The sequence below is a fragment of the Streptomyces sp. NPDC001709 genome, assembly GCF_053596375.1.
Genome location: NZ_JBSFGB010000007.1, coordinates 259,457 through 285,358 on the forward strand (window position 1 = coordinate 259,457; position 25,902 = coordinate 285,358).

At 70.8% G+C, this 25,902-nt stretch carries 21 protein-coding genes; 10 read left to right on the forward strand and 11 right to left on the reverse strand.

Annotation, left to right across the window (positions count from 1 at the left end; all coding sequences use genetic code 11):
- Positions 1-153 precede the first annotated feature (153 nt).
- The 5 genes from ACWC0C_RS13785 (at position 154) to ACWC0C_RS13805 (ending at position 5,824) form a co-directional block, all read left to right on the forward strand.
- Positions 154-1,368 carry an NAD(P)/FAD-dependent oxidoreductase gene (locus ACWC0C_RS13785; RefSeq protein ID WP_450863957.1) on the forward strand — a complete coding sequence of 405 codons (1,215 nt, stop codon included), beginning with the start codon at positions 154-156 and terminating at the stop codon, positions 1,366-1,368.
- Positions 1,368-3,986 (forward strand): nitrite reductase large subunit NirB, encoded by a 2,619-nt coding sequence (gene nirB / locus ACWC0C_RS13790; RefSeq protein WP_450863959.1) that lies wholly within the window; start codon positions 1,368-1,370, stop codon positions 3,984-3,986. Before ACWC0C_RS13785 ends, nirB begins: the two co-directional genes overlap by 1 nt.
- Positions 3,983-4,333, forward strand: a complete 351-nt coding sequence (gene nirD, locus ACWC0C_RS13795; protein WP_449197993.1) for a nitrite reductase small subunit NirD — start codon at positions 3,983-3,985, stop codon at positions 4,331-4,333. Before nirB ends, nirD begins: the two co-directional genes overlap by 4 nt.
- A 61-nt stretch (positions 4,334-4,394) precedes the next feature.
- On the forward strand, positions 4,395-4,979 hold the full coding sequence (locus ACWC0C_RS13800) for a TetR/AcrR family transcriptional regulator (protein WP_450863961.1): 585 nt from the start codon (positions 4,395-4,397) through the stop codon (positions 4,977-4,979).
- Positions 4,980-5,047: 68 nt separating this feature from the next.
- A complete protein-coding gene (locus ACWC0C_RS13805; RefSeq protein WP_450863963.1) occupies positions 5,048-5,824 on the forward strand; it encodes an SDR family NAD(P)-dependent oxidoreductase in 777 nt (258 codons plus the stop codon).
- Positions 5,825-5,837: 13 nt separating this feature from the next.
- Here the strand turns inward: ACWC0C_RS13805 and ACWC0C_RS13810 are convergent, their stop codons facing one another.
- The 5 genes from ACWC0C_RS13810 to ACWC0C_RS13830 form a co-directional block, all read right to left on the reverse strand.
- Entirely contained in the window at positions 5,838-6,005 is a 168-nt protein-coding gene (locus ACWC0C_RS13810) for a hypothetical protein (protein ID WP_450863965.1), read from the reverse strand.
- A gap of 77 nt (positions 6,006-6,082) precedes the next feature.
- Positions 6,083-6,916: a carbohydrate ABC transporter permease gene (locus tag ACWC0C_RS13815; protein ID WP_450863967.1), complete on the reverse strand. Its 834-nt coding sequence runs from the start codon at positions 6,914-6,916 to the stop codon at positions 6,083-6,085.
- Positions 6,909-7,811: a carbohydrate ABC transporter permease gene (locus ACWC0C_RS13820; protein ID WP_449197998.1), complete on the reverse strand. Its 903-nt coding sequence runs from the start codon at positions 7,809-7,811 to the stop codon at positions 6,909-6,911. Before ACWC0C_RS13820 ends, ACWC0C_RS13815 begins: the two co-directional genes overlap by 8 nt.
- Positions 7,808-9,064 (reverse strand): ABC transporter substrate-binding protein, encoded by a 1,257-nt coding sequence (locus ACWC0C_RS13825; RefSeq protein WP_450863969.1) that lies wholly within the window; start codon positions 9,062-9,064, stop codon positions 7,808-7,810. The genes ACWC0C_RS13820 and ACWC0C_RS13825 overlap by 4 nt, the downstream gene beginning before the upstream one ends.
- Before the next feature lie 139 nt (positions 9,065-9,203).
- The gene (locus ACWC0C_RS13830; RefSeq protein WP_450863971.1) at positions 9,204-9,806 is read right to left on the reverse strand and encodes a DUF2867 domain-containing protein; all 603 of its coding nucleotides are present in this window, start codon (positions 9,804-9,806) and stop codon (positions 9,204-9,206) included.
- A gap of 95 nt (positions 9,807-9,901) precedes the next feature.
- On the opposite strand from ACWC0C_RS13830, the gene ACWC0C_RS13835 reads away from it, so the two are divergent.
- On the forward strand, positions 9,902-10,459 hold the full coding sequence (locus ACWC0C_RS13835) for a TetR/AcrR family transcriptional regulator (RefSeq protein WP_449198001.1): 558 nt from the start codon (positions 9,902-9,904) through the stop codon (positions 10,457-10,459).
- A gap of 39 nt (positions 10,460-10,498) precedes the next feature.
- Here ACWC0C_RS13835 and ACWC0C_RS13840 read toward each other — a convergent pair whose 3' ends face one another.
- A complete protein-coding gene (locus ACWC0C_RS13840) occupies positions 10,499-10,906 on the reverse strand; it encodes a cupin domain-containing protein (RefSeq protein WP_450863973.1) in 408 nt (135 codons plus the stop codon).
- Positions 10,903-12,561 (reverse strand): MFS transporter, encoded by a 1,659-nt coding sequence (locus tag ACWC0C_RS13845; protein WP_450863975.1) that lies wholly within the window; start codon positions 12,559-12,561, stop codon positions 10,903-10,905. Before ACWC0C_RS13845 ends, ACWC0C_RS13840 begins: the two co-directional genes overlap by 4 nt.
- 130 nt (positions 12,562-12,691) lie before the next feature.
- Here ACWC0C_RS13845 and ACWC0C_RS13850 point away from each other — a divergent pair, with 130 nt between their 5' ends.
- Positions 12,692-13,366, forward strand: coding sequence for a TetR/AcrR family transcriptional regulator (locus tag ACWC0C_RS13850; RefSeq protein WP_450863977.1), 675 nt, complete (start codon positions 12,692-12,694; stop codon positions 13,364-13,366).
- Between the two features lie 180 nt (positions 13,367-13,546).
- On the opposite strand, the gene ACWC0C_RS13855 is transcribed toward ACWC0C_RS13850, so the two are convergent.
- The 3 genes from ACWC0C_RS13855 to ACWC0C_RS13865 all read right to left on the reverse strand — a co-directional run bounded on the left by ACWC0C_RS13855 (position 13,547) and on the right by ACWC0C_RS13865 (position 19,206).
- On the reverse strand, positions 13,547-13,984 hold the full coding sequence (locus tag ACWC0C_RS13855; protein ID WP_450864074.1) for an RDD family protein: 438 nt from the start codon (positions 13,982-13,984) through the stop codon (positions 13,547-13,549).
- Positions 13,985-14,841: 857 nt separating this feature from the next.
- Entirely contained in the window at positions 14,842-17,562 is a 2,721-nt protein-coding gene (gene ppdK / locus ACWC0C_RS13860; protein WP_449198007.1) for a pyruvate, phosphate dikinase, read from the reverse strand.
- A 423-nt stretch (positions 17,563-17,985) separates the two neighbouring features.
- The gene (locus ACWC0C_RS13865) at positions 17,986-19,206 is read right to left on the reverse strand and encodes an ROK family protein (RefSeq protein WP_450863979.1); all 1,221 of its coding nucleotides are present in this window, start codon (positions 19,204-19,206) and stop codon (positions 17,986-17,988) included.
- Between the two features lie 131 nt (positions 19,207-19,337).
- On the opposite strand from ACWC0C_RS13865, the gene ACWC0C_RS13870 reads away from it, so the two are divergent.
- From ACWC0C_RS13870 to ACWC0C_RS13880, 3 genes are all read left to right on the forward strand, one after another.
- Positions 19,338-20,930: an MGH1-like glycoside hydrolase domain-containing protein gene (locus tag ACWC0C_RS13870; protein ID WP_450863981.1), complete on the forward strand. Its 1,593-nt coding sequence runs from the start codon at positions 19,338-19,340 to the stop codon at positions 20,928-20,930.
- Positions 20,927-22,864 (forward strand): amylo-alpha-1,6-glucosidase, encoded by a 1,938-nt coding sequence (locus ACWC0C_RS13875; protein ID WP_450863982.1) that lies wholly within the window; start codon positions 20,927-20,929, stop codon positions 22,862-22,864. The genes ACWC0C_RS13870 and ACWC0C_RS13875 overlap by 4 nt, the downstream gene beginning before the upstream one ends.
- 114 nt (positions 22,865-22,978) lie before the next feature.
- Positions 22,979-24,763: a CDP-alcohol phosphatidyltransferase gene (locus ACWC0C_RS13880; RefSeq protein ID WP_450863984.1), complete on the forward strand. Its 1,785-nt coding sequence runs from the start codon at positions 22,979-22,981 to the stop codon at positions 24,761-24,763.
- Here ACWC0C_RS13880 and dusB read toward each other — a convergent pair whose 3' ends face one another.
- Positions 24,764-25,897 (reverse strand): tRNA dihydrouridine synthase DusB, encoded by a 1,134-nt coding sequence (dusB, locus tag ACWC0C_RS13885; protein WP_450863986.1) that lies wholly within the window; start codon positions 25,895-25,897, stop codon positions 24,764-24,766. It abuts the gene before it with no gap.
- Positions 25,898-25,902 lie beyond the last annotated feature (5 nt).

Below are 25,902 nucleotides of genomic sequence, written 5' to 3' on the forward strand. Positions count from 1 at the left end.
CGCTCGTACGCGGGATCGCCGCGCTCCTCACAGCCCTCCTCCGTCCGCGCACGGACCCCTCACACCCCCCGCCCGGCCCCGCTGAGGGCAGCGTTCCTCACGGGAAACAGATGTGATGCGGCCGGGTAACGTCGTGACCGCACGCTCAAGGGCATGACCTCGAATACGCGTGTGGTGGTGATCGGCGCCGGCCTCGCGGGCGTACGGCTCGCCCGGCGGCTCGGCGAGCTGGGCGTGGCCGCGCTGCTCGTCGGCGAGGAGCAGCACCCGCCCTACAACCGGGTGCTGCTCGCCGAGGTGCTGGCCGGCCGGTACGCCCCCGAGGTGATCGGCCTGCCGGCACCCCAGGGTCTGCTGCGCGCCCGGGTCGCCGGTATCGACCGGGCCGCCCGGACCGTCGAGTGCGCCGACGGCTCGTCGATCGCATACGACACGCTGGTCCTCGCCACCGGCTCCAACCCCGTACTGCCGCCGCTGCGCGGTCTGTTCACCCCCGACCACCAACTCCCCGAGGGCGTCCACGCGTTCCGCACGATGGACGACTGCCTGGGGCTGGCCAAGGCGGTCCGGCCGGGTGTGCGCGCGGTCGTCATCGGGGGCGGGCTGCTCGGCGTCTCCGCCGCCCGCGCGCTCGCCGTGCGCGGCGCGCAGGTGGTCCTCGCCCAGCAGGCCGAGCGGCTCATGGAGCGCCAGCTCGACCCGGACGCCTCCCGGCTGGTGCTGCGGCACCTCACCGAGCTGGGCGTCGAGGTGCACACCGAGTGCCGGGTGCGGGACGTGCGCTGCGTCGCGGGCGCGGTCCGCTCGGTGGAGATGGCCGACGGATACGCCCTGGACGCCGACCTCGTCGTCCTCGCCTGCGGGGTGCGCCCGCGCACCGGGCTCGCCGAGCAGGCCGGTCTCGCCGTGCACAAGGGCATCCTCGTCGACGACGAGCTGCGCACCTCCGACCCGCACATCCGTGCCGTCGGCGACTGCGTCCAGCACGACGGCACGGTCTACGGCCTGGCCGCGCCCGCCCTGGAACAGGCCGACGCGCTGGCCGAGCTGCTCGCGGGCAACCCCGGCGCCCGGTACGCGGGCACCCGTTCCCTGACCCGGCTGACCCTGACGGGCCCGGGCTCCCCCTTCGACCTGGCCGCGTTCGGCGAGACCGAGGCGCGCCCCGGCGACGACGTCGTACGGCTCGCCGACGCCACCCGCGGCACCTACCGCAAGGTCGTCGTCCGCGAGGACCGCCTGGTCGGCGGGGTCCTCGTCGGCGAACTCGGCACCGTCGGCGCGCTCGCCCGCGCCTGGGAGGGAGCAGAGCCGCTCCCCGACGACGGCCCCCTGCTCCACCTGCTCACCAACGATGGAGGCTCCTGATGACCACCGCCCCCGGGGCCACCCCCACGATCGTGCTCGTCGGCCACGGCATGGTCGGCCAGCGCTTCCTCGAAGCGCTCGCCGAGCGCGGCCTGACCGCCACGCACCGCGTGGTCGTGCTGTGCGAGGAGCCGCGTCCGGCGTACGACCGCGTCGCCCTCACCTCGTACTTCTCGGGCAAGACCGCCGAGGACCTCTCCATGACGGACATGGAGTTCATCGACGCGCACGGCATCGAGCTGTACGTCGGCGACGCCGCGGAGACCGTCGACCGCGAGGCCAGGAAGGTGACGGCCAGGTCCGGCCAGGTCTTCGAGTACGACACCCTCGTCCTCGCCACCGGCTCCTACCCCTTCGTACCGCCGGTCCCGAACAAGGACGCCGAGGGCTGTTTCGTCTACCGCACGATCGAAGACCTGCTGGCGATCGAGGAGTACGCGAAGAAGAAGGCGACGACGGGTGCCGTGGTCGGTGGCGGCCTGCTCGGCCTGGAGGCGGCCGGTGCGCTCAAGGGCCTCGGACTCGACGCCCACATCGTGGAGTTCGCGCCGCGCCTGATGCCGGTGCAGGTCGACGAGGGCGGTGGCGCGGCGCTGCTGCGGACCATCGAGGGCATGGGCCTGAGCGTGCACACGGGCGTGGGCACGCAGGAGATCGTCGTCGACGAGAACGGCGCCGTCATCGGCATGAAGCTCTCGGACGGCTCCGAACTGGCCACCGACATGGTGGTGTTCAGCGCCGGTGTCCGTCCCCGCGACCAGCTCGCCCGCGCCTCGGGCCTCACGGTCGGCGAGCGTGGCGGCATCACGGTCGACGAGCAGTGCCGGACCGTCTGCGACCCGCACGTCTTCGCGATCGGCGAGTGCGCGCTGGCGGCGGACGGCCGGGTGTACGGCCTGGTGGCGCCCGGCTACGAGCAGGCGGAGACGGCCGCCGCGGCGATCGCCGACGACGAGACCGAGCAGCTGGCGTTCACCGGCGCCGACCTGTCCACCAAGCTGAAGCTGCTCGGCGTGGACGTGGCCTCCTTCGGCGACGCGCACGGCACCACCGAGGACTGCCTGGACGTCGTCTACTCCGACTCCCGCGCCGGCCTGTACAAGAAGCTGGTCATCGGCCCCGACGGCACGCTGCTCGGCGGCATCCTCGTCGGTGACGCGGATGCCTACGGCACCCTGCGCGCCCTGACCGGTTCGGTGCCGCCCATCTCCCCCGAGTCGCTCGTCCTGCCCGCCGGAGCCGACTCGGGGGCCCAGCTCGGCCCGTCCGCGCTGCCGGACGAGGCGATCATCTGCTCGTGCCACAACGTCAGCAAGGGCACGATCCGCGGCGCGGTGACGGAGCACAAGTGCACCACCGTGCCCGAGGTGAAGAAGTGCACCAAGGCCGGTACCGGCTGCGGCTCCTGCGTCAAGGTGCTCGGCCAGCTCGTCAACGCCGAGCTGGAGGCGTCCGGCGTCCAGGTCGACAAGGGCCTGTGCGGCTGCTTCTCCCAGACCCGCGAGGAGCTGTACGAGATCGTCCTCGCCCTGCGCATCACGTCGTACCAGGACCTGCTGGACCGCTACGGCCGCGAGGGCGCCCGGGGTGGCGACGGCTGCGAGACCTGCAAGCCGGCCGTCGGCTCCATCATCGCCTCCCTCGCCCCGACGATCGGCGCGAGCGGCTATGTCCTGGACGGTGAGCAGTCGGCCCTGCAGGACACCAACGACCACTTCCTCGCCAACCTGCAGAAGAACGGCTCGTACTCGGTCGTGCCGCGCATTCCCGGCGGTGAGATCGCGCCCGAGAAGCTGATCGTGATCGGCGAGATCGCCCGGGACTTCGGCCTCTACACGAAGATCACCGGTGGTCAGCGCATCGACATGTTCGGCGCCCGGGTCGAGCAACTCCCGCTGATCTGGGCCCGGTTGGTCGACGCCGGCTTCGAGTCGGGCCACGCCTACGGCAAGGCGCTGCGCACGGTGAAGTCCTGCGTGGGCTCGACCTGGTGCCGGTACGGCGTCCAGGACTCGGTGAAGATGGCGATCGACCTGGAGCTGCGCTACCGGGGCCTGCGCTCCCCGCACAAGCTGAAGTCGGCGGTCTCCGGCTGCCAGCGCGAGTGCGCCGAGGCCCAGTCGAAGGACTTCGGGGTGATCGCCACGGCCAACGGCTGGAACCTGTACGTCGGCGGCAACGGCGGCGCGACCCCGCGCCACGCGGACCTGCTGGCCCAGGATCTGTCGGACGCCGAACTGGTCCGCCTGATCGACCGCTTCCTGATGTTCTACATCCGCACCGCCGACCGCCTGGAGCGCACGAGCGTGTGGCTGGAGCGGATTCCGGGCGGACTGGACCACGTACGGGACGTGGTGGTGCACGACTCGCTCGGCATCTGCGACGAGCTGGAGCGGCTGATGCGCTCGCATGTGGCCCACTACCGCGACGAGTGGGCGCAGACCATCAACGACCCCGAGAAGCTCGCCCGGTTCGTGTCCTTCGTGAACGCCCCGGACACCCCGGACCCGGTCGTCGCCTTCGTCCCCGAGCGCGACCAGATCAAGCCCGACCTGCCGCTGCTGTCCATCGGCCTGCGGCCCGCCGACGACGTCCTGGAAGGAAGCGCCCAGCGATGACCCTGGCTCCCGAGACCACCGATCTGAAGGTCCAGCTCCGGCTTGCGGAGGGCTGGTTCACGGCCTGCGACCTGAGCGCGCTCACCCCGGGCCGCGGGGTGGCCGCCCTGCTGCCGGACGGCAGCCAGGTGGCCCTCTTCCGGGACCGCGCCGACCGCCTGTACGCCGTCGACAACCGCGACCCCTTCACCGGCGCGGCGGTCCTGTCCCGCGGCCTGACCGGCACCCACCAGGACCGCCCCTTCGTGGCCTCGCCCCTGCTGAAGCAGCGGTTCGACCTGATCAGCGGGGAGTGCCTGGACGACGGGGAGGTACGGCTGACGGCGTACGAGGTGCGGGCGGCCTAGCCGGCACCTGCCGACCAGATTTGCTTGACCGATCGTTCCAGAAAAGCCTAGGCTGCGGCACGTGGCCAGGACCAAGGAGTTCGATCCGGACGCCGCGCTGCAGTCGGCCCTGGAGCTGTTCTGGCGGCGCGGCTACGAAGCGACGTCGCTGGCCGATCTCGTCGAGCACCTCGGGATCGGCCGGGCGAGCCTGTACGCGACCTTCGGCAGCAAGCACGAGCTGTACCTGAAGGCCCTGGAGCGCTACGAGCAGTCCGGACTCACCCGGATCGTGCGGGAGCTGTCCCAGCCGGGCGCCGCCCTGCCTGCCGTGCGGGCGGTGGTCCGGCGGTTCGCGGCGGAGGCCGCCGACGAACGGCTGCGGCAGAACGGCTGCCTGATCACCAACACCGCCGCCGAACTGGCCCCGCACGACCCGGCCGCCACCCGGCGCGTCGAGCGCAACTGGGACCACCTGGAGACACTGCTGCACTCCGCGCTGGCCCGCGCCCAGAGCCAGGGCGAGCTGCCCGCCGGCCGCGATCCACTCGCCCTGGCCCGCACACTGCTGGTGCTGATGCAGGGCCTGCGGGTCGTCGGCAAGGCGTCGACGGACCCGGCGCGCGTCCGGGACGCGGCGGAGCAGGCTCTGGCACTGCTCGACTGAACGCCCCTTCACGGGGGCGTTTTTCCGGACCTCATAATGAACCGATCGGTCAAGAAAAAGGGGAGATCATGACCACCGTCACGCGCAACCGCTTCACCGGCCGGACCGCCCTCGTCACCGGTGCCGGATCCGGCATCGGCCGGGCCGTCGCCCTCGCACTCGCCGCCGAGGGAGCGCAGGTGGTCGTCGCCGGTCGGCGGCCCGAGCCCCTGGCGCAGACCGTCCGGCTGATCGAGGAACAGGGCGGCACGGCCCTCGCGGTGACGGCCGACGTCTCGCGCGCCGACGACGCGGGGGCGCTGGTGCGGGCCGCCGTCGACCGCTTCGGCTCGCTCGACGTGGCGGTCAACAACGCGGGCGTCTTCCGGGGCGGGCAGCCCCTCGCGGACCTCCCGGAGGACGACTGGCACGCCCAGCTCGCGACCAACGTCACCGGCGTACACCTGGCCCTGCAGGCCCAGATCCGTCGGATGCGCACCCAGCCGACAGGGGGTGCGATCGTGAACATCTCCTCCACCTTCGGCCTGCACGCCACCTCCCCCGGCGCCGCCGCCTACTGCGCGACCAAGGCCGCCGTGACCGCCCTCAGCCGGGGTGCCGCCCTGGACCACATCCGGGACGGCGTCCGGATCAACGTGGTCAGTCCCGGCGCCACCGAGACCTCCATGTCCCTGCGTCCGGGCGAGACGGAGGCGGACCGGACCGACCGCGCCAAGGCCACGCTCCCCCTCGGCCGGATCTCCACCACCGAGGAGGTCGCCGCCGCCGTCCTGTACCTGGCCTCCGACGACGCTGCCTCCGTCGTCGGCACGGACCTGGTGGTGGACAGCGGCGGTTCGCTCTAGAGGTCCGCGGCGGCTACCTGCTCAGCGGGAGCCGCACCGCCGCCGTCCCCAGCCCGACCGGACCGCGCAGCAACCTGGCGGCCGCAGTGGTCCGGGTGCGGATGTCGGTGTAGCGGCCCGTGCTGAGGCTCCAGTGGAGGAAGCCGGCCAGGCCCGCCCGCTCCTGCTCTGCCAGCTCCAACTCGTCGCATAGTTCCGGAAGTTCGGCGTCGCGGAGGTGCGCACGGACCGTTTTCTCCCGGCGCGGCGGTTCGGAGCTCAGTCGATCCCCGAGCGCTCCACCCCTGCCACGATCCACCGCTGGAAGCACAGGAACACCAGCAGCAGCGGCAGGATCGACACGACGGCGGCGACGAACAGCTCGTGCAGCCGGATCACCTGGGACGTCGTGAACGACGACAGGGCCACCTGCACCGTCCAGGCGCTCTGGTCCTGCCCGATCACCAGCGGCCACAGGAAGGAGTTCCACGCGCCGAGGAAGACGATCGTGCCGACCGCCGCGAACACCGGCCGCGCGTTCGGCACGACCACCAGCCAGTACGTCCGCCAGTACCCGAGCCCGTCGACCTGTGCCGCGTCCTCCAGCTCCCGTGGGAAACCGAGGAAGTACTGGCGGAAGACGAAGCAGGCGAACGCGGAGAACAGCGTCGGGATGATCAGCCCGCGGAGCGTGGAGATCCAGCCCAGCGACGACACCAGGACGAAGCTCGGTACGAAGGTGACGGCGGCCGGGACCAGCAGGGTGCCGAGGATGCCGTAGAAGACCTTGTTCGCGTGCCGGTACGGGATGCGGGCGAGGCCGTAGCCGGCGAGGGAGGCCAGGAGCAGTGTGCCCAGCGTCGTGGCGACGGCGATCAGCGCGGAGTTGAGGAGGGAGCGGGCGAAGGGGACGGAGGGATCGTCGAAGAGCTCCCGGACGTTCCCCCACTTCAACTCACCTGGAAAGAAGGTCCATTCGGGCGAGGTGATGTCCCGCTCGCTCGACAGGCCGTTGCGGAGCAGCAGATAGAAGGGGATCAGGAAGAGCAGGGCGAGCGCGATCAGCAGCACCAGCCTGAGCGCCCGCCCGACCCGGACCAGGGCGTCATCCATCGGTGTCCGTCCTTCCCAGCCGCAGCCACCGCGCCTGCCCCACCGTGACGATCGCGATGATCAGCGCGAGGATCACCGCGCCCGCGCTGCCGAGCCCGAGGTTCTGCCCCTGTCCGAGGGCGGTGTAGTAGAGGTAGACCAGCGGCGGGCGGGCGTACGGCGGATAACCCCGGGCGTCCGACAGGAGGTTGTAGAACTCGTCGAAGGCCTGGAAGGCGTTGATGACGAGCAGCAGCACCACGGCGACCGAGGTCGCCCGCAGCTGGGGGAGGGTGATGTGCCGCAGCACCGTCCAGCCGGGCCGGGCCCCGTCCACGGCGGCCGCCTCGTACAGCACCGGGTCGATCCGTTGCAGCCCGGCCAGGAAGAGGATCATGTAGAACCCGGCCTGCAGCCACAGCCGTACGGTGACGATGACCAGCCAGTACCAGGGCGGATCGGTGCTGGACAGCCAGGCGACGGGATCGCCGCCGAACCACCCGAGAACGGTGTTGGCGAGCCCGAACCGCACCCCGTTGAAGATCGACATCTTCCACACCAGCGCGGCGACGACGTAACTGCACGCGGCCGGAAGGAAGAAGACGGAGCGGAAGAAGGCGCGCGCCCGCCGGACCCGGTTGACCATCAGGGCGAGGGAGAGCGAGAAGACGTAGGTGGCCGGCACGATGAAGGCGGTGAACACGAGGAAGGTCTTCAGGCTGCCGACGAACGCGTCGTCCTTCAGCATCGCCGTGTAGTTGTCCAGGCCGACGAAGTGCGTGGGCGTGACGGTGTTGTGCGCGTCGAAGAAGCCGAGGCCCACGCTCCACAGCAGCGGAACGTAGGTGAACAGCGCGAGCCCGGCCGCGAACGGCCCCACGAACACCCAGAACCAGAGGGTCCTGCGGCCCCTCACGACGTCTTCTTCACGTTCTTCACGCGGTCGAGCTCACCTGACACCTTCCGCACGACTGCCCGCAGTTCGCTCCCCGGATCGGCCCCGCTCCTGATGATCCGGCTGAGCGCGTCCTGGTAGGCGGTCTGGGCGGCCGGCGTCCACAGCAGAGGCTGCGCGTAGCCGTGCTCCGTGGTGAAGCGCACGGCGTCGGCGGCGGGACCTTTCTGGAGTTTGGTGGCTTTTTCGGCGAGGGAGATGCGGGCCGGGATGTGAAAGCCGTAGGACAGGGCGAAGTCCTCCTGGTAGTCGGTCCGTTCGACCCACAGCCACCGCACGAACTCCTTGGCGGCCTCCTTGTGCCTGCTGCGCGCGCTGACGGCGGCGCCGTAGGCCCCGACGGGTACGGCGGGCTTGCCCTGGTCGCCGTCCCCGGGGAACGGCAGGACACCGAAGTCGTCCCCCAGCTCCTTCTGGATCTGCGGCAGCGCCCACAGCCCGGACCACTGCATCGCGGTCAGCCCCTGGGTGAAGGCGGACGGGTCGGACCAGTCGGTGGGCGCGCCGAGGAGGAGGGACTTGTCGGTGTAGAGCCGGCGCAGCTTGCCGAGGGTGCGGGCGGCGGCGGGGTCGTCGAAGCCGACCTTGCCGTCCTCGGTGACGAGCTGGAGCCCGGCGGCGTACAGGGGCGTACCGCCGAGCACACCGGCTCCCCCGTCATTGCCGAGGAACAGCCCCTTGGCCTTGCTGCCGGTGAGCTTCTTCGCGGCGTCGACGAGGGCGTCGAGCGTGGTGGGCGGCTCGACCCCGGCGTCCCTCAGCAGGCTCTTGCGGTAGTAGAGCATCTGCATGTCGATGACCTGCGGGATGCCCCAGATCCGCCCGTCGTGGGTCTTGGGCGTGAGAACGGCCGGATTGAAATCGTCCCTGACGCCCTTGAGGAGATCGGTGAGGTCGACGACCTGACCGCCCTGGATCTGGTCCAGGGTCGGCCCGTTGACCTCGAAGACGTCCGGCCCGGAGTCGGTGAGCAGGGCGGCCGCGGTCTGCTGGTCGTAATTCCCCGGCCGCCACTGCACCTTGACGTCCGCCTTCTCGTAGGCGGCGGCGTACCGCTGGACGGCCTGCTCGGTGCCGGCCTCGCCGTACTGGTGGTACCACTGCGACAGCTGTGGCCCCGAACCCCCTCCGTCGCCCCGCCCGGTGTTCGATCCGCACGCGGTGAGCAGTCCCGCGCCCGCTGCCAGCAGCGTCCTACGGCTGATGCTCGTCATCGTGTGCCCCCTTCGGTCATCGATGCACGGCCCAACGATCAACCCTGCACCGGGATTACGAAAGGGGGGTTGCGGCCGTGTGTCACACCTTGAGGTCGACGCCGGCGAGGGCGGGCAACGGCAGCGGGGCGGGATCTCGTCAGTGCGCGCTGCGTTCGGCGGCGTTCGCCTGCCACTGGCGGCCGATGGCGCGCAGCAGCGCCGGGTACACCCCGAGGTACCGGAAGGGCTTGATGGCGGCCATGTAGAGCGTGCCGAACGGCCCGTTCGGCTTCACCAGGACGGCCATCTGGCCGTGGTAGCCGCCGGATCCGTCCGGGACCCAGCCGATGTGCATCACCGCGTGCACGGTCTTGTTGCCCATCTCGGCGGCCCACTCGTCGTGCCTCTCATAGAGGGAGGTGAACGGGGACGAGCCGAGATCGGGACCCCGGGGCCCCTCCCGGAGGTCCGCCGGCATGCGGTCGCGCAGGGACGGCAGCCGGGTGCCGATGCCGGTACCGGCCTTGTCCAGGCCGAGCAGTGCCCCGAGCTTCCAGCGGATGGTGAAGAGCACGCGGGAGACGGCACCTTCTCCCTTCACCCCACCCTGGAGCCCTTCGGCCATCTGACGCACCAGCCACACGAGGTCGTCCGGTCCGCCGGGGGTGGGCAGTGCCCACACGTCCTCGACCGTGAAGTCGCCGGTGATCTCGTGGATCCGCCAGGGGCGGTCGGTGTGGGCGGTCCGGGGAAGTCGCATGAGCAAGCCCCTATCTATACGGTGGCGTATAGATCCAGCGTAGAGCCATCTATACGCCCCCGTATACTCGGCGCGGACGTGAGGAGGCACACACCATGGGCGCGACCCGCACGCCACGGGGCAAGTGGATCGAGGAAGGCCTGCGGGCACTCGTCGCAGGCGGACCCGAGGCGGTCCGCATCGAGGTGCTGGCGCAGGCACTCGGCGTCAGCAAGGGTGGCTTCTACGGGTACTTCCGCAACCGGGAGGCGCTGCTCACCGAAATGCTGGACACCTGGGAGCGTGAGGTCACCGAGAGCGTGATCGAGCAGGTGGAGAGCGGCGGGGGGGACGCCAGGGCCAGACTGGAGCGACTGTTCGCCATCGTCGCCGCCGCCGAGGGGCCGGTGCGGGGCACCACCGCCGACCTGGCGATCCGCGAGTGGGCCCGCCGCGACGCGGCCGTCGCCGAGCGCCTGCGCCGCGTGGACAACCGGCAGATGGACTACCTGCGTTCCCTGTTCTCCTCCTTCTGCCCCGACGAGGACGAGGTCGAGGTCCGCTGCCTGATCGCCGTCTCGGTGCGCATCGGCAACGACCTCTACGCGGCCGACACCGGCAAGCGCAGCCGCACGGAAGTGATGGCGCTGATCAGACGACGCTTGCTGGAATAGCGTCCTCCCGACGCCGGGAGACAGCGGAAGCGGTACGGATCAGTCGCCGAGGTCGGTGCGCTTCTCCAGGCGTGAGCCGCGACGCGGGCTGATCGACATCAGGTCGCTCGGCGCATCCAGTTCGAGGCGGTGCCAGCGGCCGCGCGGCACGAACACGGCGGTACCCGGCCCCAGCCGCACCATCTCCTCGGCGCCGCCCTCGACCACGGGACGGAAGTACAGGCGCACGCCCCCGGTCAGACAGCACAGGGCCTCCTCACCCGCGGGATGCACCTCCCAGTGGTCGGCGTGGACGTCGGCGTCGGTCTCCACGTGGAAGGCCGCGACCTGCCAGGATCCGGGATCACCTTCGGCCATCCGCCGGGCGCCGGACAGGACACCGCCGTCGGGCCGGAAGTCCAGCATCGAGGAGAACAGGTCGACGGTCGTGACGGTCGTGACGGTCATGACGATGTTCCTTCCATTCGCTTCTTCACGGGGGCGGCGGGGGCTGGGGGGTGTGGCGCCGGGGGGTGCGAGGCCGCCGGGCGCGGCGCCGCGGAGTGCGGGGTCGTCGGGCACGGGGCCGCAGGGTGCGAGGCCGTCGGGTGCGGCGCCGCGGAGTGCGGGGCCGCGGGGCGCGAGGCCGTCGGGCACGGGGCCGTAGGGTGCGGCGCCGCGGGGCGCGAGGCCGCCGGGCGCGGCGCCGTCGGGTGTGGGGCCGGGGATCTGGTGAGGCTCGGGCGTCGGGGCAGCACGCAGGCCGCCACGACCGCCGCGAGCAGACAGAGCGCGGCCGTGACGGCCAGGCCGAGGGCGTAACCGGCGTTGAGCGCGCCGGGACCGGTGGCCGTACCGGTGCGGTCGGCGGCGACCGTGGCCAGGGTGGCCACACCGATGCAACCACCCAGCTGGCGTGCGGTGTTGAAGAGGCCGGAGGCCATGCCGGCCTCGCCGGGCCGGACGCCGGTCGTCGCCGCGGCGGCCGCCGGCGCGAACACCAGCCCGATGCCGACGCTGGTGACCAGTGACGGCCCGAGCACATCGGTGAGAAAGCTGCCGTGCGGGCTGATCCGGGCGAACCAGCCCATGCCCGCGGCAGCGAGCAGCGCGCCGGGCACGAGCGAGGCGCGGGGCGAACGGGTGGCGGTGATACGGGTGGCGGCGATGGTCCCGGCCACCGAGCCCGCGCAGAACGGCAGGAACGCGACGCCGGTCGCGGCGGCGCCGAGGCCCAGGACCTGCTGGAGATAGAGGGAGATGAAGTAGAAACCGGTGAACTGCCCGGCCGCGGCGAGGAACACCAGCAGATTGGCGCCCGCGACCCAGCGACTGCGCAGCAGCCCGAGCCGCAACAGCGGTGCGGGCGCCCGGGATTCGACGAGGACGAACGCGCCGAGCAGGAGGGCAGCACCGCCGAGAGTGGACCATGTCCCCTTGGACGCCCACCCTTGGACATCGGTCCGTACGACACCGAACACGAGCAGCCCGGTTCCGCCGGTCGCCAGCAGGGCTCCGAGCGCATCAGGCCGCTCCCGCCGGGCCGGCCTGGACTCGGCCGGTACGGCCACGTGGACCAGAGCGAGCGCCGTGGCCACGATGGGCAGGTTGATCAGCATCACCCAGCGCCAGCCGGCGTACTGGGTGAGCACCCCGCCCGCCAGCACGCCCAGCGCGCCGCCCACGGCGTTCATCCCGCTCCACACACCGAGGGCGCGGACGCGGCGGGGGCCGTCGGTGAAGGTGGTGGTCAGCAGCGCCAGCGCGGCCGGCGCGGTGGCGGCCGCCCCGACACCCTGTCCCGCGCGGGCGGACACCAACTGCCATGGCTCCTGGGCCAGTCCACCGGCGAGCGAACAGACCCCGAAGACGACCAGTCCCGCGACGAAGAGCCGACGCCGGCCGTACAGATCGCAGGCCCGGCCGCCGAGCAGCAGGAACCCGCCGAAGGTGAGCGCGTACACGTGCACGACCCAGGACAGGCCGAGCGGATCGAAGCCGAGGGAGGTGCGGACCGCCGGGAGCGCGACGTTGACCACGGCCATGTCGAGAGCGACGACGAACTGGGCGACGGCGGAGGCCGCGAGCACGGTCGTAGGGTTGCCCCGTAAGTTTCTGTACATGTACGAAAACTAGCGCGACCGGGTAGCCGTTGTCGAGACCGGGTTTTCGACGCCCGGGAATCCCCGAAGGGCTGACGGGGCGTGACCGGAAGTGGACCGGCGTCAGGACGACGAGGGCATGATGGGTGCCATGCCGCAACCGCCCGCACCCCGCAAGACCACCGGCCGACCTGCCCGTATCTCCCGTGCGGAGATCATCCGGACGGCGCTCCGGATCGTGACGGACGAGGGCGTGAACCGGCTGACGATGCGCCGGCTCGCCTCCGAGATCGGCAGCACGCCCATGGCGCTCTACCACCACGTCCGCGACAAGGAGGAACTGCTCCTCCTCCTGCTGGACGACTACGCCGCGCAGAACCTGCGCCGGCCGTCCCCTCCCCCCACCGACCCGCGCGAACGCGTCATCGCCGCCGCGACCGCGATCCACGAGGTGCTGGCCGCCTGTCCGTGGGTGGTGGAGGTACTGACGGCGGACGACCTGATGTCGACGTCCGCGCTGTGGTTCGTGGAGCAGATCGTGGACGGCCTGACGGCCTGCGGCCTGTCCCTGGAGTCCGCCGTGCACGGCTACCGTGCCATCTGGTACTACACAGCCGGCGAAATCGTGATCCGCACGGCAGCGGCCCGCCGCCGTGCCGCCGACGACCGCCCGACCTACCGCGAGCGCGTCTTCGCCGCCCTGGACCCACAAGAACTCCCCCGCCTGACGGAGGTCGCACACCGCTGGGCACCGCTCACCACGCAGGACACATACGCGCAGGGCCTGACGGCACTGGTGGACGGCCTGGTGAGCACGGTCGGCTAGGTAGCCGCCTCGACGGTGTCGGCACCGCTCAGACGCTGGCACCACGTGCCGTCACCGGCCAGCGGTCGATCACCTCGCCGTGCCGGACGGCCAACAGCTCGTCGGCGAGATCGACCGGCGTGCAGATGCGACTTGCCGACCGTACCGCCCACCTCACGTTGGGCCAGCAGCCGTGAGCTGTCACGGCGACTGCCGCACCTGGACGTGCCGTTGAAGCTGATCGCGCGGGTCGGTGACGACGAGCGTAGTGGCCATTTTGTCCCAAAGCTCTTGCCGATTTCGATCCCACAGGAGCCAGAAGTATGGAATCAGGAGAGTGAAAGCGGCAAGGAAGCCGATTAGCGTCTTCGCGATAAATTCCCGGAAGAACATCCGCCACCATCGGGCAGTTCCGGCTTGCGGAATATGAACGACTCTCATGTGGAGCAGTTGTTTGGCGGGCGTTTGGCCGTATTGGAAGACTATGAGCGCCCAAATAAGCCAGCCAATCAGCAATGTGCAGACCATTATCACCCCCTCCAGCAGATAACCGCCGAAACGCAGCCCAGCCGTGGAGAGGGTTACCCCTTGCGGCATAAACTGCACTTGGTTGCAAAATCGGCAAGACGGCTCACCCATAGTCACTTGCCCGCAATTTGTGCATTTTCCCGTCGGCGTGAACGTCGCCGGGCCTACTGCTGGGGGTGCTGCTTCTGGCGGTTGCGGAGGGAAGGCGGGCAGTGGGGGTGTGGGTTGACTTGGCCCAGAACGTGACGACCATTGCTGCCATGACCTAGGCTCGGGGGGCGGTGTTTCATGCTTCTGCCCCCCTCCTCGGTTCTCGCCTGGATTCGCGACCATGACCGACTCCCTAATCTCTGGAGCAGCCCGCGATCAGTGCGGTGAAATGGGATCCGATGGCCAGTCGGGTATGCCCACAAGGTGTACATGGATGTATGAGGCATGCCGTACCTACTCACAGGACTAGCACAGGGCCGAGGTTGCCGCACATCGATCAAGGAGTACAGGTGCAGTTCGAGAGCCATATGCACTGTCACAGTCCGGCATTGACGGATAGCCACTCCAGCAACCGACCATGACCGACAGTCGCTCTCAGGGGTCGAACGGCGGCTGCTGTGACCGCCGTTGACGGATTTCCATATCATTCAGCTACGTTCACCGCCGTACAGACGGGCGCATCGACAGCGAATCTCGTATCCTCCGCCGTCGCCTGAAACAGCAACGCGGGGCTCAGCCGCACCCGGAGGGCAGAACGAGGACACAACGGCTTCACGCGGGTTCAAAGGCAGCCAACGCCAACGAACGGCATTTTGCCTGGTCAGAGACTTTTCTTGACAGCCTCCGCAGACGATGCACGGAGAGGCGGCACCCCCGCACAAGGTGCCGCCCCTCCTCTTTCGTGCGCCGGGGCCGCCGCCGATCGGTGAGGGTCGGGGACCAGCGGCGGCTCCGGGGTTCAACGGGCCCGGTAGGGCCTAGCGGTGGTCGCTGCCCTCCGAGTTCGTCGCCGCGCGCCCCGCCTCCAGGCGGGCCACCGGGATGCGGAAGGGGGAGCAGGAGACGTAGTCCAGGCCGACCTCGTGGAAGAAGTGGACGGACTCGGGGTCGCCGCCGTGCTCGCCGCAGACGCCGAGCTTCAGGTCGGGGCGGGTGCGCCGGCCCGCCTCCGCCGCCAGCTTCACCAGGGAGCCGACGCCGTCCTTGTCGATCGTCTCGAAGGGGGACACGCCGAAGATGCCCTTCTCCAGGTACGCCGTGAAGAAGGAGGCTTCGACGTCGTCGCGGCTGAAGCCCCACACCGTCTGCGTCAGGTCGTTCGTGCCGAAGGAGAAGAACTCCGCCGCCTCCGCGATCTGGCCCGCCGTGAGGGCCGCTCGCGGCAGCTCGATCATCGTGCCGATCGCCAGCTTGAGCGACGTACCGGTCGCCGCCTCGACCTCCGCGATGACCTTGTCGGCCTCCTCGCGGACGATCTCCAGCTCCTGGACCGTACCGACCAGCGGGATCATGATCTCCGCGCGCGGGTCGCCCTTCGCCGACCTGCGCTCCGCCGCCGCCTCGGCGATCGCGCGGACCTGCATCGTGAACAGGCCGGGGATCACCAGGCCGAGGCGCACGCCGCGCAGACCCAGCATCGGGTTCTGCTCGTGCAGGCGGTGCACCGCCTGGAGCAGGCGGAGCTCGTTCTCGTGCGGCTCCTGGCGGGACTCGGCCAGGGCCACGCGGACCGAGAGTTCCGTGATGTCGGGGAGGAACTCGTGCAGCGGCGGGTCCAGGAGACGGATCGTCACCGGGAGGCCGTCCATCGCCTCGAAGAGTTCGACGAAGTCCGTCTTCTGGAGCGGGAGCAGCGCCTTCAGGGACTCCTCGCGCTCCTCCTCCGTGTCCGCCAGGATCAGGCGCTCGACCAGCTCGCGGCGGTCGCCGAGGAACATGTGCTCCGTGCGGCACAGGCCGATGCCCTGGGCGCCGAAGCGGCGGGCGCGCAGCGCGTCCTCCGCGTTGTCCGCGTTGGCGCGCACGCGCAGGCGGCGCTTGCGGTCGGCGAAGGCCATCATGCGGTGGACCGCCTCGACCAGTTCGTCCGCGTCGTCGGCGCCCGGGTGCATCCGGCCCTCGAAGTACTCGACCACGGGGGACGGGACCACCGGGACCTCGCCCAGGTACACCTTGCCCGACGAGCCGTCGATGGAGATCAGGTCGCCCTCTTCCACGACGTGTCCGCCCGGGACCGTCATCCGGCGGCGCTTGGTGTCGACCTCCAGCTCCTCCGCGCCGCAGACACAGGTCTTGCCCATGCCTCGGGCGACCACGGCCGCGTGGGAGGTCTTGCCGCCGCGGGAGGTCAGGATGCCCTCCGCCGCGATCATGCCGTCCAGGTCGTCCGGGTTGGTCTCACGGCGGACCAGGATGACCTTCTCGCCCGAGCGGGACCACTTCACGGCCGTGTAGGAGTCGAAGACCGCCTTGCCGACGGCTGCACCCGGAGATGCGGCGATGCCGCGCCCCACCTGCTCGACCTTCGCGTCCTCGTCGAAGCGCGGGAACATCAGCTGGGCGAGCTGGGCGCCGGTGACGCGCTGCAGGGCTTCCGTCTCGTCGATCAGGCCCTGGTCCACCAGCTGGGTGGCGATACGGAAGGCCGCGCCCGCCGTGCGCTTGCCCACGCGCGTCTGGAGCATCCACAGCTGACCGCGCTCGATCGTGAACTCGATGTCGCAGAGGTCCTTGTAGTGGTTCTCCAGCGTCTCCATGATCTGCATGAGCTGGTCGTACGACTTCTTGTCGATCGACTCCAGCTCCGCCAGCGGGACGGTGTTGCGGATGCCCGCCACCACGTCCTCGCCCTGGGCGTTCTGGAGGTAGTCGCCGTAGACGCCCTGGTGGCCGGAGGCCGGGTCGCGGGTGAAGGCGACGCCCGTGCCGGAGTCGGGGCCCAGGTTGCCGAAGACCATGGAGCAGATGTTCACGGCCGTGCCGAGGTCGCCGGGGATGCGCTCCTGGCGGCGGTAGAGCTTCGCGCGGTCGCCGTTCCACGAGTCGAAGACCGCCTTGATGGCGAGGTCCATCTGCTCGCGCGGGTCCTGCGGGAAGTCCCGGCCGGCCTCCTTCTTGACGATCTTCTTGAAGGTGGTGACCAGCTTCTTCAGGTCGGCGGCCTCCAGATCGGTGTCGACCGTGACCTTCTTGGCCTCCTTGGCCTTGTCGAGGGCCTCCTCGAAGAAGTCGCCGTCGACGCCGAGGACGGTCTTGCCGAACATCTGGATCAGGCGGCGGTAGGAGTCCCAGGCGAAGCGGTCGTCGCCGGCCTGCTTGGCCAGGCCCTGCACCGACTTGTCGGAGAGGCCGATGTTCAGGACCGTGTCCATCATGCCGGGCATGGAGAACTTGGCGCCGGAGCGGACGGAGACCAGGAGGGGGTTGTCGGCCTGGCCGAGCTTCTTGCCCATGCGGGACTCGAGGGCGTCGAGGTGCGCACTCACCTCGTCACGCAGTGCCGCGGGCTCCTCGCCGCTCTCCAGGTAGACCTTGCAGGCCTCGGTGGTGATGGTGAAGCCCGGAGGGACCGGCAGGCCGAGGTTGGTCATCTCGGCGAGGTTGGCACCCTTGCCGCCGAGGAGGTCCTTGAGGTCCTTGTTGCCCTCGGTGAAGTCGTAAACGAACTTCACTACGTGGGGTTCTTTGTTTTCCGACACGGGTCTCGACTCCTTGAGGCCACGGTGGCTGCCCTGACGGCGAGGAACATACCCAGATCGAAGGCACATGGGTACGTCCACTTGCGCGTCATGCGCCCGTAACCAGTCGTCCGCCAGCGGATCGAAAGTCAAGGCTTGGCAAGCCAGCGCAGTCAGATGTCTTCACTTCTTGAACTCAAGCACCCCCAGATGCCGGGTTTTCCGCTCAGATGAGCGGAGATCCTGCACGTCTGATTTCGATCGGTGAACGATCAGGGCGTGGCACCCAGTGCCACCCCTTGGAGAAGTGCAGTCGCCCATGATCCGCTCATCTGAGCGCAACCCTTATCAAGGGTGGCGAGAATCACGCTGCCACAGCGGGCGGGGTTTCACCATGCGGACCGCTCCCCGGTACCCGGAAACGCCCACGTCACACACCCGGAGTCAGACACCCAGCGCCCGCAGCCGCTCCTCCACCCGCTCCGGCGCGAAGAGGTGTTCCACGACCAGGGCTCCCGCTCCGATGAGCGCGGCCCGCTCCCCCAGCCGGGAGGTGACGACGTCCAGGTGGGCCGTGGAGCGCGGCAGGGCCCGCTGGTAGAGCAGCTCGCGCACACCGGTGAGGAAGGGCGTCCCGGCCAGGTCGCCGGCGATCATCAGCACGCCGGGGTTGAGGAGGGTGACGACGGTCGCCAGTACGTCCCCGACCCTGCGGCCGGCCTCCCTCGCCAGCGCCGCCGCCTCGGGATGCCCGGCGGCCAGCAGGTCCCGTACGTCCGCGCCGGACGCGGCCGGCACCCCGCTCTCCGCCAGCCGCCGGGCCACGGCGCCCCCGCTGGCGACGGCGGCGAGACAGCCGTACGAACCGCAGCGGCACTGCGCGTCCGCGCCGACCCGGATGTGCCCGATGTCGCCCGCGCCGCCGTCGATGCCCCGGTAGATCGCGCCGTCCACGACCACCCCGGCGCCGATGCCCGTGGACACCTTGACCAGTACGAAGGCCGCGCAGTCGGGATGGCCGGCGCGCTGTTCGCCGTAGGCCATGAGGTTCGCGTCGTTGTCGACCAGGACGGGGACGGCCGGGGCGCCGGTGTGTTCGGTGAAGGCGCGGGAGAGCCGGCCCCTGATGTCGTAGCCGTCCCAGCCGGGCATCATCGGCGGCTGCACCACCCGGCCGGTCCCGGTGTCCACCGGGCCGGGCACGGCGAGCCCGATGCCGGCGACGTCCGCCGCCGGGCGCCCGGCCTTCTCCAGCAACTCGCCGAACCAGCGGCCCAGTTCGGGCAGTACGACCTCCGGTCCGTCGCCGACCACCAGCGTTCCGGAGTGCTCGGCCAGGATCTCGCCGGTCAGGGTGAGGACGGCCGCGCGGGCGTGCCGGGTGTCCAGGTCGGCGGCGAGCACGACGGCGTGGGAGTCGTCGAACTCCAGGGTGATGGAGGGGCGGCCGCCGAGCGGTGAGCCGACCGGGCCGCCGGCGCCCTCGCGCAGCCAGCCCGCCCGGAACAGGCGGTCCAGGCGCTGGCCGACGGTCGCGCGGGACAGTCCGGTCGCCTGCTGGAGGGCACCGCGCGTCACGGCCCGCCCGCTGCGGACCAGTTCGAGCAGGTCTCCGGCGCCGGCCTGGCCGCCGGCTCTGCGGGCTCTCCCGGGACGTCCGTTCATGCTCACCCCCTTGTGTTTCCCAACCCTGCATTACATATTGAGTTTTGCGTGTTAAATAGACGTAACTCTACGACGGTTACCACCAAACCCGGCCGGACAGCCGGGCGTCTTCGGCTTTCGGGGAGCCCCGAGTGGATCGCAGCAGCACGCAGCTCACCGCCCGTCCCGCGACCCGTGAGATCGCATACGATCCACCGGTCTCCAGCACATCCCTGCACGTCAGGGCGGCCCGGGTGCTCGATGCGAACTGGACCGGCGGCTCAACGGTTCCCTCCCGGAGCCTGTATCCGCACCAGTGGTCGTGGGACTCGGCGTTCATCGCGATCGGTCTGCGGCACATCTCGCCGCTGCGGGCCCAGACCGAGCTGGAGACGCTGCTGGCCGCCCAGTGGGCCGACGGACGCGTCCCGCACATCGTGTTCAACCCCTCCGTACCGCTCGACGCGTACTTCCCCAGCCCCGACTTCTGGCGCTCCTCCACCGCCGGTCGCGCGGCGGGCGCCCCGCGCACCGTACAGACGTCGGGGATCGTGCAGCCACCGGTACACGCGCTGGCCGCCTGGCTGGTGCACCGCGCCGACCCCGGGCTGTCGCGCGCCCGTGGCTTCCTGGACCGGATGTACCCGCGGCTGGCCGCCTGGCACCGCTATCTGCTGCACCGCCGGGACCTGGGCGGTGCGGGGCTGGTGTCCGTCGTCCACCCCTGGGAGCAGGGCATGGACAACAGCCCCTGCTGGGACGCCCCGCTCGCCCGGATCACCCCGGCCCCGACCCGCTCCTTCCGCCGCGCCGACCTCGACCACGGCGCGCCCGAGGACCGGCCGACGGATGTGGACTACGGACGGTATGTGCGGCTGGCCGCCGACTACCGGGACGCCGAATACCGCGACGGGACGGGCGGGGCGTTCGCCGTCGAGGACCCCTCCTTCAACGCCCTGCTCATCGCCTCCGAACACGCGCTGGCCCGCATCGCCGAGGAACTGGGCGCCCCCGGCACCGCCCGGCACACCCGCGCCGACCGCCTGACAGCGGCCCTGGTGGACCGACTGTGGGACCCGACGACCGGCATGTTCCTGTGCCGGGACCTGCGCGGGGGCGGGCCGGAGCGCGAGCGGGTCCCCTCCGGGCCGGCCCACCCGCAGCGCGCCTCCGGGCCGCGCCGCAGGCAGGGCGCCTCGGGATCGGACCGTGAGGCGGGCGGGACCGGAGCAACCGCCGTGCAGGGCGGCTCCGGGCTGATCCGGGAGCGGGGTGTGTCCGGGCTGGTGCCGCTCGTTCTTCCCGGGCTGCCGCGTGAGGTGGTCGTCGCGCTCGTGCGTACCCTGTGCGGGCCGCACTTCGGGCTCGGCGACCGCACCCGGCTCGTGCCGAGCTACGACCTCCTCGGCGAAGCCTTCGACCCGCACCGGTACTGGCGCGGACCGGCCTGGTTCAACACCGGCTGGCTACTGGAGCGGGGCCTGCGCACGCACGGGGAGCTGCACCTGGCCGATGCCCTGCGCGCGGCCCTGCTGCAGCTCGCCGAAGCCACGGACTTCGCCGAGTACGTCGACCCGTACACCGGCGAGGCCTGCGGAGCCACCGGCTTCGGCTGGACCGCCGCGCTCGCCCTCGACCTGCACCACGAGCTGCACAAAGACCTTCCCAAGCGCCCCGACGAGGGCGTGTCCAAGGCGGCCACCGGCACGTTCGACAGAAGTGACGAAGGAGGCGACCGGGGATGACGGACCGGCATCATCTGCTCGTGCACGGGGCGACATTCGCCGCCGTGGGCGACCGGGGCGACATCAGCGGGGTCCGGGGCGGCGGCTCCCCGGACGGGTTATTCGTACGGGACGCCCGGCACCTCAGCCGCTGGCAGCTCACCGTCGACGGCGCCGTGCCCGAGGTACTCACCCCCGTCGCCGACGGTGACGCGGCCCGCTGCGTACTGGTCCCGCGCGGCGGCCGGCAGGAGCCCCCGGCACACACCCTCTTCCGCCAACAGGCCGTCGGCGACAGCTCGTTCGCGGAATCGCTCCGGGTCACCAGCAACCGCCCCGTGCCCACCACCATCCGGCTCGCCATCACCGCCGACGCCGACTTCACCGACCAGTTCGAGCTCCGCTCCGACCACCGCACCTACGCCAAGGCCGGCGCCGTACGCTCCCGCGAAGTCCTCGACGACGGCATCGAGTTCACCTACCGGCGCGCCGAATGGCGGTCCTGTACGACCATCACGGCCGACCCCGCTCCCGACGCCGTGGAGGAGACCGGCACGGGCGCCCGCCGCCTGGTGTGGGTCCTCGAGCTGCCCGCGCACGGCACGACCGAGCTGGTGCTGCGGGTGATCGCCCGCCCGCACGGCGAGAAACGGGCCGTACGGGTGCCGCGCGACCCCGCCGCCGTACTCGAGCAACGCCTCGCCCTGGAAGGGGAGTTCGTGGAGGGCGTGGCCTTCCCGACCGGCTGGCCGGAGCTGGCGGCGGCCTGCGCCCGGGGCCTCGCCGACCTGGCCGCGCTCCAGGTACCGGCCACCGGACCGGACGGCGAGGAGCTGCGCGTCCCGGCCGGCGGCGCCCCCTGGTTCCTCACCCTCCTCGGCCGGGACGCCCTGCTCACCTCCCTGTTCGCGCTGCCGTACCGCCCGGAGCTGGCCGCCGCCACGCTCCCCGCGCTCGCCGCGACCCAGGCGAACGGCATCGGCCCGTCCCAGGTCGCCCAGCCCGGCAAGATCGTGCACGAGGTGCGGCACGGCGAGCTGGCGCACTTCGGGCAGGTGCCGTTCGGGCGGTACTACGGCTCGGTCGACGCCACCCCGCTGTTCCTGATCCTGCTCGGCGCGTACGCCGAACGGACCGGGGACGCGGAGCTGGCCCGCCGCCTGGAACGGCACGCGCGTGCCGCCGTCGCCTGGATGCTCGACCACGGCGGCCTGACCTCCCGCGGCTACCTCGTCTACCGCGCCGACGAGGGCGGCCTCGCCAACCAGAACTGGAAGGACTCCCCCGGCGCGATCTGCTGTGCCGACGGCACCCGGCCTACCGGCGCGGTGATGGCGGCGGGCGCGCAGGGCTATGCGTACGACGCGCTGCGCCGCACGGCGTGGCTGGCGCGCACGGTGTGGCACGACGAGACGTACGGCGCCCTGCTGGAGCAGGCCGCCGCCGACCTCCGGGACCGGTTCCAGCGGGACTTCTGGATGCGGGAGCACTCCTTCCCGGCGCTCGCGCTGGACGGGGAGGGCCGCCAGATCGACGCGCTGGCGTCCGACGCCGGGCATCTGCTGTGGTCCGGGCTGCTGGACAAGGAGTACGGCGAGATGGTGGGCCGGCGGCTGCTGGAGCCGGACTTCTTCTCCGGGTGGGGTGTGCGGACGCTGGCCTCCGGCCAGTCGGCGTACCACCCGCTGTCCTATCACCGTGGCTCCGTCTGGCCCCATGACAACGCGCTGATCACGCTGGGGCTGGCGCGGTACGGGCTGCATGACGAGGCCCGTGCGGTGGCGCATGCGCTGGTGGATGCCGCGGCGGTGGCGGGGTACCGGCTGCCGGAGGTGCTCGCGGGGTACGGGCGGGACACGCATCCGGAGCCCGTGCCTTATCCGCATGCGTGTGTGCGGGAGTCCCGGTCGGCTGCGGCGCCGCTCGCGCTCTTGACGGCGGTGGGTGGGGTCTAGCGCGGGAACCTATTTGCCCGGTGTTTGCTTAGCGCCCTGAACAGGGGCCGGCGGGGGGCCGTACGGGACTGCAGATCGGGTCTCGCAGGGAAGGACGCCGGGTTGTCCCAGGACATGAGCACGCGCGAATCAGCGGTGGCAGGAGCCGAAGAGGCCGAGCCGGAACAGCCCGCCGCCCCCATACCCGGCCCGCGCCGCAGCTTCCCGCGCCCCTGGACCGCGTGCTCGGCGTGGGTGCGGCGCCGGCGGGAGGAGCATCCGAGGGCCGTCCAGGCACTGTCCGTCACCCTCACCGTGCTCGCCGCCGCCCTCGTCGTCGCCGCGCTGGTGATGCCGAACTCCATGGCGCTGCTGGAGCCTTCGCAGTTCCTGCGGATACCGGCGGAGGCCGTGATCGGGGCGGCCGTGATGATCGCGCTGCCGCGGCGACCGCGGGTGGTGCTGGCGGCCGTGTCCGGGGTCGCGCTGGCGGCGATGACCGTGCTGAACGCGCTCGACATGGGCTTCAAGCAGTACCTCGGCCGCGGCTTCAACGTCGTTCTCGACTGGAGCCTGTTCGCCGACGCGGAGTCGTACCTGGAGGACTCGCTCGGCCGTACGGAGACCCTGGCCGCCGTGGCCGGTGTGATCGCCGCCGTCCTGCTGCTCTTCGTGCTGCTGGCGCTGTCCATGGTCCGGCTGAGCAATCTGCTCGCCCGGCACAGCGGCCTCGCGACCCGCGGCACGCTGATCGCCGGGGTCGTCTGGATCACCTGCTCCTCCCTCGGCCTCCAGATCGCGGGCGTACCGCTCGCCTCCGACAGCACCGCCACCGCGCTGAAGGCCCAGGCCCACCTGGTCTCGGCCACGCTCAAGGACGAGGCGGAGTTCCGGAAGGTCGCCAAGGTGGACGCGTTCGGGAACACCCCGGGCAGCCAGCTGGTCCCGGATCTGCGCGGCAAGGACATGATCTTCACGTTCATCGAGAGCTACGGCCGCAGCGCGGTCGAGGACCCGATCATGGCGCCCGGCGTCGACTCGACACTTGACGCTCGCACCAAGGCGCTGGCCAAGGCCGGTTTCCACGCCAAGAGCGGCTGGCTGACCTCGGCGACCTACGGCGGCAGCAGCTGGCTCGGCCACTCCACCACCATGTCGGGCCTGTGGATCAGCAACCAGCAGCGCTACCGCACGGTCATGGCCAGCGACCACATGAGCCTGACCGACGCGTTCAAGAAGACCGGTGCCTTCGACACGGTCGGTGTCATGCCGGGCGTGCAGAAGGGGTGGCCGGAGCAGAAGTGGTACGGCCTGGACAAGGTCTACAACGCCTTCCAACTCGGCTACAAGGGACCGAAGTTCAGCTGGTCGACCATGCCGGACCAGTACGCGCTCCAGCAGTACCAGGACCGGGTGCACAGCAAGAAGCCGGCCGACGGCAAGGCGCGGATGTCGCTGCTCATCCTCACCTCCAGCCATCAGCCCTGGGCGCCGATCCCGAAGATGGTCGGCTGGGACCAGCTGGGCGACGGCTCGATCTTCAAGGGTATCCAGGCGGCGGGCAACAAGCCGGAGGACGTCATCGCCGACACCACCAAGTCCCGTCAGGAGTACGGCAAGACGATCCAGTACTCGGTGACCGCGCTCACCGAGTGGCTGACGCGCTACGGCAGCAAGGACACCGTCCTGGTGTTCCTCGGCGACCACCAGCCGATCGCCCGGGTCAGCGGCAACCACGCCAGCCGTGACGTGCCGATCTCGATCGTCGCCAAGGACCCGAAGGTCCTCGACAAGATCGCGGGTTGGGGGTGGACGGACGGTCTGCGTCCCGCCCACAACGCGCCCGTGTGGAAGATGAGCGCGTTCCGGGACCGCTTCCTGACGGCGTACGGCTCGACACCGCACCCGAAGTCCGGGTGATCAGCCGCCGGACGTGTCCAGCTCCGCGTCCTCGCTCACGCCCGCGCAGTCGTAGGGATCCTTCAGCCATCCGTCTGGCAGCACCACCCGGTTGTTGCCGGACGTACGGCCGCGCGGGCCGTCCGCGCCCACCGGCCAGGGCTGGTCGAGGTCCAGCTCGTCGAGACCGGCCCGGAGTTCGGCCAGCGAGGACGTGATCGCGAGCCGCTTACGCATCTCGGAGCCGACCGCGAAGCCCTTCAGGTACCAGGCAACATGCTTGCGGAAGTCGACCACGCCCTTGGACTCGTCGCCGATCCACTCGCCGAGCAGGGTCGCGTGCCGGACCATGACATCGGCCACTTCGCGCAGCACGGGCCGCTGGAAGTCCTCGGCCCGCCCCTCGAACGCCGCCACCAGATCCGCGAACAGCCACGGCCGCCCCAGACATCCGCGCCCCACGACCACCCCGTCGCAGCCGGTCTCCCGCACCATCCGCAGGGCGCCCTCGGCCGACCAGATGTCGCCGTTGCCGAGCACGGGGATCTCCGGGACGTGCTCCTTCAGGCGGGCGATGGCGTCCCAGTCGGCGGTGCCGCCGTAGTGCTGGGCGGCCGTACGGCCGTGCAGGGCGATCGCGGTGACGCCCTCCTCGACGGCGATGCGGCCGGCGTCGAGGTAGGTGATGTGGTCGTCGTCGATGCCCTTGCGCATCTTCATGGTGACCGGGAGGTCTCCGGCGCCGCTCACGGCCTCCCGGAGGATCGCCCGCAGCAGGTTCCGCTTGTACGGGAGGGCCGAGCCGCCGCCCTTCCTGGTCACCTTGGGGACCGGGCAGCCGAAGTTCAGGTCGATGTGGTCGGCCAGGTCCTCCTCCGCGATCATGCGGACGGCCTTGCCGACGGTGGCCGGGTCGACGCCGTACAGCTGGATCGAACGCGGCCGCTCGCTCGCGTCGAACCTGATCAGCTGCATGGTCTTCTCGTTGCGCTCGACCAGCGCCCGGGTGGTGATCATCTCGCTGACGAACAGGCCCTTCCCGCCGGAGAACTCCCTGCACAGGGTGCGGAAGGGCGCGTTGGTGATCCCCGCCATGGGTGCGAGCACGACGGGCGGTACGACGGCGTGCGGGCCGATGGAGAGCGGGTGGGTCATCGTCA

What these genes read in the sequence shown, in the direction of transcription:
- ACWC0C_RS13785 (WP_450863957.1), top strand. Translation starts at nt 154, where the DNA reads ATGACCTCGAATACGCGTGTGGTGGTGATCGGCGCCGGCCTCGCGGGC.
- nirB (WP_450863959.1), top strand. Translation starts at nt 1,368, where the DNA reads ATGACCACCGCCCCCGGGGCCACCCCCACGATCGTGCTCGTCGGCCAC.
- nirD (WP_449197993.1), top strand. Translation starts at nt 3,983, where the DNA reads ATGACCCTGGCTCCCGAGACCACCGATCTGAAGGTCCAGCTCCGGCTT.
- ACWC0C_RS13805 (WP_450863963.1), top strand. Translation starts at nt 5,048, where the DNA reads ATGACCACCGTCACGCGCAACCGCTTCACCGGCCGGACCGCCCTCGTC.
- ACWC0C_RS13815 (WP_450863967.1), bottom strand. Translation starts at nt 6,916, where the DNA reads ATGGATGACGCCCTGGTCCGGGTCGGGCGGGCGCTCAGGCTGGTGCTG.
- ACWC0C_RS13825 (WP_450863969.1), bottom strand. Translation starts at nt 9,064, where the DNA reads ATGACGAGCATCAGCCGTAGGACGCTGCTGGCAGCGGGCGCGGGACTG.
- ACWC0C_RS13830 (WP_450863971.1), bottom strand. Translation starts at nt 9,806, where the DNA reads ATGCGACTTCCCCGGACCGCCCACACCGACCGCCCCTGGCGGATCCAC.
- ACWC0C_RS13835 (WP_449198001.1), top strand. Translation starts at nt 9,902, where the DNA reads ATGGGCGCGACCCGCACGCCACGGGGCAAGTGGATCGAGGAAGGCCTG.
- ACWC0C_RS13840 (WP_450863973.1), bottom strand. Translation starts at nt 10,906, where the DNA reads ATGACCGTCACGACCGTCACGACCGTCGACCTGTTCTCCTCGATGCTG.
- ACWC0C_RS13845 (WP_450863975.1), bottom strand. Translation starts at nt 12,561, where the DNA reads ATGTACAGAAACTTACGGGGCAACCCTACGACCGTGCTCGCGGCCTCC.
- ACWC0C_RS13850 (WP_450863977.1), top strand. Translation starts at nt 12,692, where the DNA reads ATGCCGCAACCGCCCGCACCCCGCAAGACCACCGGCCGACCTGCCCGT.
- ACWC0C_RS13855 (WP_450864074.1), bottom strand. Translation starts at nt 13,984, where the DNA reads ATGGGTGAGCCGTCTTGCCGATTTTGCAACCAAGTGCAGTTTATGCCG.
- ACWC0C_RS13865 (WP_450863979.1), bottom strand. Translation starts at nt 19,206, where the DNA reads ATGAACGGACGTCCCGGGAGAGCCCGCAGAGCCGGCGGCCAGGCCGGC.
- ACWC0C_RS13875 (WP_450863982.1), top strand. Translation starts at nt 20,927, where the DNA reads ATGACGGACCGGCATCATCTGCTCGTGCACGGGGCGACATTCGCCGCC.
- ACWC0C_RS13880 (WP_450863984.1), top strand. Translation starts at nt 22,979, where the DNA reads ATGAGCACGCGCGAATCAGCGGTGGCAGGAGCCGAAGAGGCCGAGCCG.
- dusB (WP_450863986.1), bottom strand. Translation starts at nt 25,897, where the DNA reads ATGACCCACCCGCTCTCCATCGGCCCGCACGCCGTCGTACCGCCCGTC.